Origin of the sequence: Ralstonia sp. A12 (genome assembly GCF_000801955.1) — a bacterium.
In the GTDB taxonomy this organism is placed as follows: Bacteria; Pseudomonadota; Gammaproteobacteria; order Burkholderiales; family Burkholderiaceae; genus Ralstonia.
Window position 1 is genome coordinate 140,771 of the sequence record NZ_JSZO01000007.1, and the last position, 11,177, is coordinate 151,947.

Sequence of the window (11,177 nt, forward strand, 5' to 3'; positions counted from 1 at the left end):
GAGTGCGTGATTCGGCAATCCCGTGATTTTACCGTGCCCGGGGCACTCTGCCGGGTTGACCCTTATTTCCGTTGTGCCACGCCATCCAACGCCTGTGCACGCAACGCCTCATTCGGCGCAAGGAAGGTCTGCTGGCGTAGTTGCGTGAGCTGCGCGGCGCGGTCGGCCTCTGAAAGGCCGGGGAAGTTGTTGATGCGGTCGCGCTGCTGAGCGTAGGCGTCGTAGCGGCTGCGCCAGCCGGCTTCTTCTCGGCTGGCCTGTACCAGACGGTCCGCCACGATGCCGTCGATACCCTGGGCAGACAGGCGCTGGCGGATCTGCGCTTCGCTCAGGCCCTGCTTGGTCCACGAATCCATGTCGTTCGCGAGCTTGACGGGCGCGGAGGCATTGCGGCGGGCCTCCTGCAGGGCGGCCGGCAGGGCGGCCTCGATTGCGGCGAGCTTCGCGGCGCGTTGCTCGGGGGTGAGCGACGGGTCGGTCATCACGGCCAGGCGGTCGAGCGCGGCGGTGTCCAGCGCATCGTCGTCACCGTACCAGGCCTGAGCGACATCTGCGCCGAGGTATTGGCGGCGCAGCGCAGCACGGGCGCCGATTTGCTGCCGCAGCGTGGCAATGATCTCGGGCTGCTGCCGGACCTGTTCAAGGCTCGGCTTGTTGCGCCCGGCATCGCCTTGCCCGGCCAGTGCCTTGCGATAGGTGAGATAGCGCTGCAGCAGCGATTGCGCCTCTGACAGCGCAGGGCTGACCAGCTTGGCGTGCATATGCGCCTCCGCCATCGCGATGCGCTGCGCTTCGGGCACCGAGGCCGGCACGTCGAGGAAGTAGTCGAACACCGCACGGTTGGCGGCTTCGAGAATGAGGTGGCCGCTCGCGTCAACACGCAGGCCGTCGGGCACCTGTGTGTCAGCCAGTTCCGTGGGTTTGGCCGAGACGGTTGCCTCGTCGCTCTTGATACTGCCGATGTAGGCGTCGGAGCGGGGCGCCGCCTGGGGTTGTTCGGCGGGCGGGGATACATCACTGGTGGCATGCCACCAGTAGACGCCCCCCGCAACGGCGATTGCCACCAACACTGCGCCGATAAATGTCGTCGGCTGCATGGATTGCACCGGTTGTGATTTGCCCTTCATGACGATGTGCGTGTTGGTGGCGATGGGTGGCGATGGATTACAGCCCCGCTGTCTTCAATCGATTGGCCTGCGTGCGGATCACCGCAACTGGATCCGCTGCGCCCCAGCCGATCAGGCCGAGCAACTGGTTGACCTCGTCGAGGTGATTCCAAGCATAGTCGGTCGACAGCACTTGCCCGAACTTGGCGCTGCACACGGAGACCAGCCCGTCGTTGGTGCCCGAGCCGCGCGCCTGCATGACCCCGCCGCTGAAGATCAGCACCGGGTCGAACAGATCGAGGAAGTTGGTGGCCGTTGAGCGGCCTGTCCACGAATACAGCTTCTGCACGTTGCCGCTGCGTACGTCGGTGGCGCTGCCGGTGCTGCAGCCGCTGGCCAGGCCCGCGCTCGGGAAGGTCTTGTTGAAATCCGCCGCGCCCGCGGTCGACAGGATATGCAGCGCCGCAAAGCCGTTTTGCGGATTGCTGTTGCCGTTGAACCAGCCGAGCACCGAGCCGAACACGTTCGCACCCAGGTTCACGAGTGCCTTGAAGGGCTCGGGTGTGGCCTCGACAAAGTCGGCAAATTCCGAGCCCTTGTGCGGTGTGCCAATGGTGGTGACAGACGCCACCAGGTTGGGCGCCACAGCGGCCGCATAGCGCGAGGTCAGGCCGCCCTGGCTGTGGCCGATGAGGTTGACCTTGGCAGCGCCGGTGGTCGCCAGCACGGCGCGGATCTGGCTGAGCAACTGCTCGCCGCGCACGGTCTCATCGTTGAAGGCGGAGACATCGGCCACGTAGACGTTGGCACCGTTGGCGCGCAGGTCTTCGGGGATCTGGTACCAGTAGTCCACCACGCCCAGAAACTTGCTGGTGCCTGAGAGGCCGTGCACGAGCACGATCGGATATTGGGTGGCGGCGTAGGTGCTGGTGGCCTGGGCCGGTGTGGCGGCGGTGAGGGCGGATGCGGCCAAGGTTGTGGCCAAGGCGGCTACTGCAGCGTGCGTGCGCAGAAAGCCGCGCACCGAGTCGTACACAGCATGGAGCCGGGGCGTCTGTGACATTCGATTGTCTCCTGATTGATGGAAAGGTGGTCGACCTCTGCGGGTCGATCGCCCTCCGTTATCCGAAGTGCGCATTCCAGCGTCAACCGAATTGGAAGATTGGCTCTAATGCTGCGTTGCCGCGTGCGCAAACAAAAACCGGAGGGCGAGCCTCCGGTTCTTTAGGGTGCGATGCAGCAACGCCGCTACTCTTCTTGAAACGCCTCCTCGCGTTTGCGGCTGATGGCCGGGAATGCCACCAGCAGCACCAGGATCCCCGCCGCAATCAGCAGCCCCAGCGACAGCGGCCGTGTGACGAAGGTGGAGAAGTCGCCGCGCGAGAGCTGCAGCGCACGGCGGAAGTTCTCTTCCATCATCGGCCCCAGCACAAAGCCGAGCAGCATCGGTGCCGGCTCGCAGCGCAGTTTCACGAACAGGTAACCGAGCAGCCCGAAGGCCGCCGTCTGGAACACGTCGAATGTGGTGTTCGATACCGAATACACGCCAATGCAGCAGAACACCAGGATGGCCGGATACAGGAAGCGGTAGGGCACCTTCAGCAGACGCACCCACACGCCGATCATCGGCAGGTTCAGCACGATCAGCATCAGGTTGCCGATCCACATCGAGGCGATCAGGCCCCAGAACAGCGCGGGGTTGCTGGTCATCACCTGCGGACCCGGCTGGATGTTGTGGATGGTCATGGCGCTCACCATCAGCGCCATGACGGCGTTGGGCGGAATGCCCAGCGTGAGCAGCGGGATGAACGACGTCTGTGCGGCCGCGTTGTTGGCCGATTCCGGGCCAGCCACACCTTCGATGGCACCTTTGCCGAACTCGTGCGAGTACTTCGACGCCTTCTTCTCGAGCGAGTACGACGCGAACGAGGCCAGCGTGGCGCCACCACCAGGCAGGATGCCGAGTGCCGAGCCCAGCGCCGTACCGCGCAGCACGGCAGGGATCATGCGCTTGAAGTCTTCACGGGTGGGCCAGAGGTTGCGCACATGATTGACGAACGTTTCGCGGTGCTCCTTTTGTTCAAGGTTGACGATGATCTCGGCAAAGCCGAACAGGCCCATGGCGACGGACACAAAGTTCAGCCCATCCGCCAACTCTGGAACATCAAATGCATAGCGTGCTACGCCTGAGCTGACGTCCGTGCCGACCAGGCCAAGCAGCATGCCGAGAATGATCATGGCCAGCGCCTTCGGCAGTGATCCGGAGGCCAGCACCACGGCGCCCACCAGGCCCAAGACCATCAGGGAGAAATACTCTGCGGCCCCAAAGTGGAACGCGATCTCCGACAAGGGTTTGGCAAACGCGGCCAGGATCACCGTGGCAACGCAGCCTGCGAAGAAGGAGCCGATGCCCGCCGTTGCCAGTGCCACCCCAGCCCGCCCGCGACGCGCCATCTGATAGCCATCGATTGTCGTGACCACGGAAGACGATTCACCGGGAAGATTGACGAGGATGGCCGTGGTGGACCCGCCGTACTGCGCGCCGTAGTAAATGCCCGCAAGCATGATGAGTGCGGCAACCGGCGGCAGGCTGTACGTCGTCGGCAGAAGCATCGCGATGGTCGCGATCGGGCCAATGCCCGGCAGCACGCCAATCAACGTACCGAAGGTGCATCCGATCAGCGCATAGATGAGGTTCTGAAGCGACAGCGCCGTCGAGAAGCCGAGTGCAAGGTTGGCAAAGAGATCCATACCGTGGGCTCCTCAGGAAACGAAGGCAGGCCAGAGTGCGAGTTGCAGATTCAACAACCAGACGAAGGTGCCCCAGCCAATGACCACCATGACGATGGCGGTGGCGACGGCGCCCCGCCAACCGAACTCGTGGCTGGCCAGGCTGGAGATCATGACCAGTGCCACCACGGAAAACACCAGCCCCAGCGGCTGCAACAGCAGGCCGAACAGCACCACCGAGCCGAGAATCCACAGCAGCGTCTTGATGTCCCAGCGGGGGATGCGGTCTGCCACGCCCTTGCGTGACAGCGATTGCGCCACCACCACCACGCCAAGCAGCGCCAGCACGATGCCGAGCCAGAACGGAAAGTAGCCGGGCCCCATGCTGCTGGTCGTGCCCATGCGATAGCTGCGCGCCAGGATGGCGAATGCCACACCCGCAACGATGAACATGACGCCCGACGCAAAGTCTTGGTGGCTGCGGATCACCGGGCGGCTCTGTGGATCGTTCTGCAAGATGAGTCTCCTCTTGTCGGCATGCAGCGCGCCGCTTCGCAGGCGGCCGGATGGTGGCCAAAGCGGCGACCAAGTGTGCACGCTAAGCAGAGCGGCTTTCAAGCACCTTGCAGAGGGGACGCAGGCCGCGCAGCAGCCCGGCGCGGCGCATGGGCAAACGGTTCAGGGTTTGCCCTAGCCGTGGAATGGCGGGAGAGCGCGGGCCGCGCAACGCTGTCGCGGCCCAGCGCGAATTACATGCCGATACCGCGTGCCATCAGCACGGCCGCCAGCGGAATGAAGATGATCAGGTGCGATTCGATCATGACCCAGCGGCGTGTCTTGGCAATCTCGCCCGGCGTGGGCACGAAGTCAGGCAACGTCTTGCCTTGCTTGTTCCAGCGCAGGATGGTGATGGTCGGAATGATCGAGATCAGCCCCACCAGGATGAACAACCCCACCTTGACGTGGAACACCGGGTTGTGGACGTAGAACGCGTAACCCTTGGCACCGTAGAACACGCGCAGCAACCCCGTCACCAGGATCGCCAGCGCGGCAAAGCCGAACACCGCGTCATAGCGTGCCAGGCGTTTGCGGATTTCAGGCGTCATGTCCGGCCGTAGCACCACGGCTTCGGCGGTCAGGAAGACGATCATCGTGAAGATCGAGATGTAATGCAGGTAAGCCAGCAACGCATCGAGCCACATGGTGACCTCGTGGGGGTGGGAAAGCAGTTCGTTCGGGTTCGGGCTGGTGTCAGGTCGTCAGATCACGCCACGTGTACGCAGTGCTGCGATCTGGTCGGCGCTCAGGTCCAGCACGTCGCGCAGCACGGCTTCGGTGTGTTCGCCCAGCAGCGGCGGGTGGCTTGCGGCTTTGGGCGGCGTGGCGCTCATCTTGACCGGGCTGCCGACCAGCTTGACGGTGCCCGCGCTCGGGTGAGGCAGGTCGACGCGCAGGCCGCGTGCCTGCACCTGCTCGTTGTCGAACACCTCGTCGAGGTTGTTGATCGGGCCGCAGGGCACGCCAGCGGCTTCGAGCATGTCGATCCATTCCGTCTTGCCGAAGCGCTTGACCATCTCGGCCAGGATCGGCACCAGCACGTCGCGGTTGGCCACGCGCTGCGGGTTGGTGGCGAAGCGCGGGTCATCGGCCAGTTCGGGCATGCCGCCGGCTTCCACAAAGCGACGGAACTGCCCGTCGTTGCCCACCGCGACGATGATCCAACCGTTCGATGCCTGGAAGGTCTGGTACGGCACGATGTTCGGGTGCGCATTGCCCCACCGCTTAGGCGCATGGCCGCTGGCCAGGTAGTTGGTGTTCATGTTGGCCAGCATGGCGACCTGCACGTCGAGCAGCGCCATGTCGATGTATTGGCCTTCGCCGGTGCGGTCCCGGTGCGCGAGCGCGGCCAGCACGGCGACCGTGGAATACATGCCGGTCATCAGGTCCGAGATGGCCACACCGGCCTTCTGCGGGCCGCCGCCGGGCAGGTCGTCGCGCTCGCCGGTCAGGCTCATGAAGCCGCCCATGCCTTGCACGATGAAGTCGTAGCCGGCGCGCGCGGCGTAGGGGCCGGTCTGGCCGAAGCCGGTGATGGAGCAGTAGATCAGGTCCGGCTTGATGGCCTTGAGCGATGCATAGTCGAGCCCGTACTTCTTCAATTGGCCGACCTTGTAGTTTTCCAGCACCACATCGGCATGTGCGGCGAGCTGGCGGACGATGTCTTGCCCCTCAGGCGTGCTGATGTCGACGGTGATCGAGCGCTTGTTGCGGTTCGCGGCCAGGTAGTAGGCGGCCTCGGCGGTGTCCTCGCCGGCTTCATCCTTCAGCCAGGGCGGGCCCCAGGTGCGGGTGTCATCACCGGCGCCGGGGCGCTCCACCTTGATGACGTCGGCACCGAAATCGGCGAGGTTCTGCGCGCACCACGGGCCTGCGAGCACGCGCGTGAGATCGAGAACACGGAGATGGCTGAGAGCGCCCATGGATAACGAATCTGCACAATCGGAACGCGTGCACTGTACACCACGCCCCGGGGTCCCTCTAACCCCATGCGACGAATGGGCGCGAATGGGGTACGAACCCCGTATAATCAACGGTTTGCACTAATCCAAGGCGCTCAGGAGCGGGATGCTCCAAGGCGCAATGCTGACTCCGGCACCCCGCGACATGAAAGCCTCCGATATCCGCCAAAAATTCCTGACGTTCTTCGAATCGAAGAACCACACCGTGGTGCGCTCCTCGCCGCTGGTGCCGGGCAACGACCCGACGCTGCTGTTCACCAACTCCGGCATGGTGCAGTTCAAGGACGTCTTCCTCGGCACCGACAAGCGTCCGTACGTGCGTGCGGCCTCCGTGCAGCGCTGCCTGCGCGCCGGCGGCAAGCACAACGACCTGGAGAACGTCGGCTACACCGCGCGTCACCACACGTTCTTCGAAATGCTCGGCAACTGGTCGTTCGGCGACTACTTCAAGCGCGACGCACTGGTGTGGGCGTGGGAGCTGCTGACGCAGGAATACAAGCTGCCGGCCGACAAGCTGTGGGCCACCGTCTACCAGACCGATGACGAGGCTTACGACATCTGGACCAAGGTCATCGGCCTGCCGCCCGAGCGCGTCGTGCGCATCGGCGACAACAAGGGCGCGCCGTACGCCTCCGACAACTTCTGGCAGATGGCCGAAACCGGCCCGTGTGGCCCGTGCTCGGAGATCTTCTACGACCACGGCCCGGACATCTGGGGCGGCCCCCCGGGAAGCCCGGAAGCCGATGGCGATCGCTACATCGAGATCTGGAACAACGTGTTCATGCAGTTCGACCGCCAGCTCGATCCGGCGACCGGCGAATACACGCTGACCCCGCTGCCCGCACCGTGCGTCGACACCGGCATGGGCATGGAGCGTCTGGCCGCGATCCTGCAGCACGTGCACAGCAACTATGAGATCGACCTGTTCCAGGCACTCATCGCTGCCGCTTCGCGCGAGACCAACACCAAGGATCTGTCGAACAACTCGCTGCGCGTGATTGCCGACCACATCCGCGCATGCTCGTTCCTGATCGTCGACGGCGTGATTCCGGGCAATGAAGGCCGCGGCTACGTGCTGCGCCGGATCATCCGCCGCGCCATTCGCCACGGCTACAAGCTGGGCTGCCGCGCTGCGTTCTTCCACAAGCTGGTGGACGACCTCGTCGCGCAGATGGGCGAGGCCTATCCGGAACTGCGCGAAGCGCGCGACCGCGTGGTCGAGGTGCTGCTTACGGAAGAAGCGCGCTTCTTCGAGACCATCGAGCACGGCATGTCGATCCTCGACGGCGCGCTGGGTGAGCTGAAGGCCAACAACGGCAAGATGCTCGACGGCGAACTCGCCTTCAAACTGCACGACACCTACGGCTTCCCGCTGGACCTGACGCAAGACGTCTGCCGTGAGAACGACGTCATCGTTGACGAAGCCGCCTTTGACGCCGCCATGAACCGCCAGCGCGAGCAGGCGCGCGCGGCCGGCAAGTTCAAGATGGCTGCCGGCACGCTGGACTACACCGGCGACAAGACCACCTTCCACGGCTACGACCAGCTCGTGCGCGAGACCGCGCGCGTGACGGCGCTGTTCGTCGACGGCGCCTCGGTGCAGGAAATGCACCCGGGCCAGACCGGCGTGGTGGTGCTCGACCACACGCCGTTCTATGCCGAATCCGGCGGTCAGGTTGGTGATCAGGGCACGCTCAAGGCCGCCACCGTCTGGTTTGACGTGGCGGACACGCTCAAGGTGCAGCCGGAAGTGTTCGGCCATCACGGCGAGCTGCGCACCGGCGTGCTGAAGGTCGGCGATGCCGTGGCGGCGGAAGTCGACGCCGTGCGCCGCGCGCGCACCATGCGCAACCACTCGGCCACCCACCTGATGCACAAGGCCCTGCGTGAAGTGCTGGGCAGCCACGTGCAGCAGAAGGGCTCGCTGGTCGATGCGGACAAGACCCGCTTCGACTTCTCGCACAACACGCCGATGACGCCGCTGCAGATTCGCGAAGTGGAAGCGCGCGTCAATGCAGAAATCTTCGCCAACGCCGCCACCAGCGCCCAGCTCATGGGCTTTGACGATGCGGTCAAGCACGGCGCCATGGCGCTCTTCGGTGAGAAGTACGGCGACGAAGTGCGCGTGCTGTCGATCGGCACGTCGAAGGAACTGTGCGGCGGTACCCACGTGGCGCGCACCGGTGACATCGGCCTGTTCAAGATCGTGGGCGAATCGGGTGTGGCCGCAGGCATCCGCCGCGTGGAAGCCATTACCGGTGACAACGTGCTGCACTACCTGCAGACGCTCGACACGCGCATCAACGAAGCGGCTGCCGCACTGCGCGCACAACCGTCGGAGCTGACGCAGCGTATCGGCCAGGTGCAAGACCAGGTCAAGACGCTGGAGAAGGAACTGGAGCGCCTGAAGTCGAAGCTGGCCGCAAGCCAGGGCGACGAACTGGTCAGCCAGGCCGTGGACGTGGCCGGTATCAAGGTGCTGGCCGCCAAGCTGGACGGCGCCGATGCCAAGACGCTGCGCGAAACGATGGACAAGCTCAAGGACAAGCTGCAGACCGCCGCCATCGTGCTGGGCAGCGTGAGCGATGGCAAGGTCGCGCTGATTGCCGGTGTGACGGCTGACGCCACCGCCAAGGTCAAGGCCGGCGAGTTGGTCAACTTTGTCGCCCAGCAGGTTGGCGGCAAGGGCGGTGGCCGCCCGGACATGGCGCAGGCCGGCGGTACCGAGCCGGATAACCTGCCGCAGGCACTGGCCGGTGTGGTTGCGTGGGTGCAGCAGAAGGTGTGATGTAACCCTTCCGCTCTGATGCGCTGAACGGCGCGCGTTCCTGGCAACGGGGCGCGCGCCGTTTTGTTTTCAGGCCAGTCAGCGGGGCAGGTGGATGGCGGCACGCAAGACAGGGGGTGCCAGCACGAAGACGCGCAACCGCTCACTCCGGTCACCAGGGCGGGCGCCGGACCAGAACGGTATCCATTCGCGGCCCGGTGTTCGCGCGTTCGCGAGGCTGTCCTGGATGATCAGCCAGCGACAGGTGTGGGTCGATGACTGCGCCAGCGGGCGGTGCAGGATGCCGGTGAAGTAGTGCAGCATCGGCGCCTCGGATTCGCCCAGATGCAGGCTGGCCATGCAGTCGTCTTCGCGCCACGCTGGGGCTAGCTTGCTGCTGAGACTGTCGAACACCGAGCGGTAGCTCTTGGCTTCGTCCAGCCAGGGCAGCAGCAGGGTGGCGACCAATCCCCAGCCAACGATGGCACCGGCGGCCCACGATAGCGTGCCGCGCCATGCGCCAGCCCGCCGCAGATGCGGCAACAGGCGCAGCCATCCCACTGTGAGCACCAGTGCCGCGCCCACCAGCCAAGGTTCGACGGGCATGGTCCAGTCGACTGGCAACCAGCGGTCGAGCCAGCGCAGGCCGGCGCGCGAGGTGTTCTCCGTCATGACGGCCCATAGCAGCCAGGCCAGCAGCACGATGCTGCCGAACAGCGCGCGGCTGAGGTAGTCCCACGCAGCATGCAGGCGTGTCGGCAGCCGCGTGATCGCCTGCTCGCCGAGCAGCGCCAGCGGCACCATGAAGGGCAGCAGGTAGAGCGGGCGAGCCGTCGCCGAGACCTGCAGTGCAAGCAGCCCGACGCCGGCGAAGATCGCCGGCAGGGCCACGCGCGGGGTCCGCCAGTCGCGCCATATGCCGCAGGCCAGTGCGATCAGCGCAAGCGGCCCCGCCGGAAAACCAATGGTCAGCAGCGAGTGCCAGACGTAGAACGGGTCGTCGTTTTCTGCACCCAGCACCGGCACGGAGAAGCCCAGGAAGCGGCCGATGTTGTTGTCCCAGAACCAGACCCGGAACAGATCTGGGGCGCGCAGGTAGAACAGCGTCGGCCAGATCGTGGCAAAGGGCAGGAACACCAGCGCCGCGATGCTGATCTTGCGTAGGAAAGCGCGGCTGCGGCAGGCCGGAAACAGTACCCAGGCCCCGGCAAGCGTGATGCAGAACACCAGCGGGATGAACACGCCTTTGGCCAGCAGCGCCATTCCCATGCCCACGCCGAGTAACCACGGCGAACTGCGCTTGTGCGCCGTGGTCTGCACGGCTGACTGCACACACTCGAACAGCCCGCAGAAGCCGATGGTGGCGCCGGCCAGCAAAGCCACGTCGGTGATCATGTCGTGCGTGTGCTTGACCACGATCAGCGAGCCCGCGCAGAGCGCCAGTGTGCCGAGCACGCGCAGGTCTGCCCACGACGGCACGTTGGTGGCCGCGCGTGCCAGGCGTGCGGTGAAGGCGAAGGCCAGCCCGGCAAACAGTGCGCTGGCGAGCCGCGCCGCGTCGTGCGGGGGCAGGACACCCCACAGCAGCCAGGCGAGGCCGCTGGCAACCCACGCATACAGCGGCGGTTTCTCAACAAAGGGCTGCCCTGCGCTGGTCGGCACGATCAGGTCGCCGGTCTCCAGCATGTGCTGGATGATGCCGAACGTGTAGGTCTCATCCTGTTTCCAGGGGTCGTGGCCGAGGATGCCGGGCAGCAGGTACGCACAGGCGATGAACGCCACGAAGATCCACGTGCTCCATTTGCGCAAGGCGTGCCATGGCCAAGCGCGCGCCGCTTGCGCTGCGGATGCCATGGCCGCGCCGGCGGCCAGCGCGGCGGCGCTTGAGGTGAGGTCACGCGCGTGAGCGGTCGCGGCGGGCGTGCTGACGCTCCGCCGTCCAGGGCGTGTCGGTTCCAACATGACGAAAGGGTTTCCAGTTTGCCGGATGCGGTCCGGAGCGCCCGGCCGATCGGCTTATGCGTGACAAACAAGGCGCCCGACACGGTGTGCTGG

General features: G+C 65.3%; 8 protein-coding genes. 1 reads left to right on the forward strand and 7 read right to left on the reverse strand.

The window, feature by feature from the left end:
• Positions 1–62: 62 nt before the first annotated feature.
• The 6 genes from PI87_RS10790 to PI87_RS10815 all read right to left on the reverse strand — a co-directional run bounded on the left by PI87_RS10790 (position 63) and on the right by PI87_RS10815 (position 6,316).
• Positions 63–1,097: a lipase secretion chaperone gene (locus PI87_RS10790; RefSeq protein ID WP_232313973.1), complete on the reverse strand. Its 1,035-nt coding sequence runs from the start codon at positions 1,095–1,097 to the stop codon at positions 63–65.
• Positions 1,098–1,164: 67 nt separating this feature from the next.
• Positions 1,165–2,169, reverse strand: a complete 1,005-nt coding sequence (locus tag PI87_RS10795; RefSeq protein WP_039597704.1) for a lipase family alpha/beta hydrolase — start codon at positions 2,167–2,169, stop codon at positions 1,165–1,167.
• A 185-nt stretch (positions 2,170–2,354) separates the two neighbouring features.
• Positions 2,355–3,857 carry a tripartite tricarboxylate transporter permease gene (locus PI87_RS10800; protein ID WP_039597705.1) on the reverse strand — a complete coding sequence of 501 codons (1,503 nt, stop codon included), beginning with the start codon at positions 3,855–3,857 and terminating at the stop codon, positions 2,355–2,357.
• Between the two features lie 12 nt (positions 3,858–3,869).
• Entirely contained in the window at positions 3,870–4,289 is a 420-nt protein-coding gene (locus PI87_RS10805) for a tripartite tricarboxylate transporter TctB family protein (RefSeq protein ID WP_084209936.1), read from the reverse strand.
• 296 nt (positions 4,290–4,585) lie between these two features.
• Complete coding sequence (locus PI87_RS10810) at positions 4,586–5,038, reverse strand: DUF2214 family protein (RefSeq protein WP_039597707.1); 453 nt, start codon at positions 5,036–5,038, stop codon at positions 4,586–4,588.
• A 57-nt stretch (positions 5,039–5,095) separates the two neighbouring features.
• A complete protein-coding gene (locus tag PI87_RS10815) occupies positions 5,096–6,316 on the reverse strand; it encodes a CaiB/BaiF CoA transferase family protein (RefSeq protein WP_039597708.1) in 1,221 nt (406 codons plus the stop codon).
• A 184-nt stretch (positions 6,317–6,500) separates the two neighbouring features.
• On the opposite strand from PI87_RS10815, the gene alaS reads away from it, so the two are divergent.
• Entirely contained in the window at positions 6,501–9,143 is a 2,643-nt protein-coding gene (gene alaS / locus PI87_RS10820) for an alanine--tRNA ligase (protein WP_039597904.1), read from the forward strand.
• A 78-nt stretch (positions 9,144–9,221) separates the two neighbouring features.
• Here the strand turns inward: alaS and PI87_RS10825 are convergent, their stop codons facing one another.
• A complete protein-coding gene (locus PI87_RS10825) occupies positions 9,222–11,084 on the reverse strand; it encodes an ArnT family glycosyltransferase (RefSeq protein ID WP_052321483.1) in 1,863 nt (620 codons plus the stop codon).
• Between the last annotated feature and the right edge of the window lie 93 nt (positions 11,085–11,177).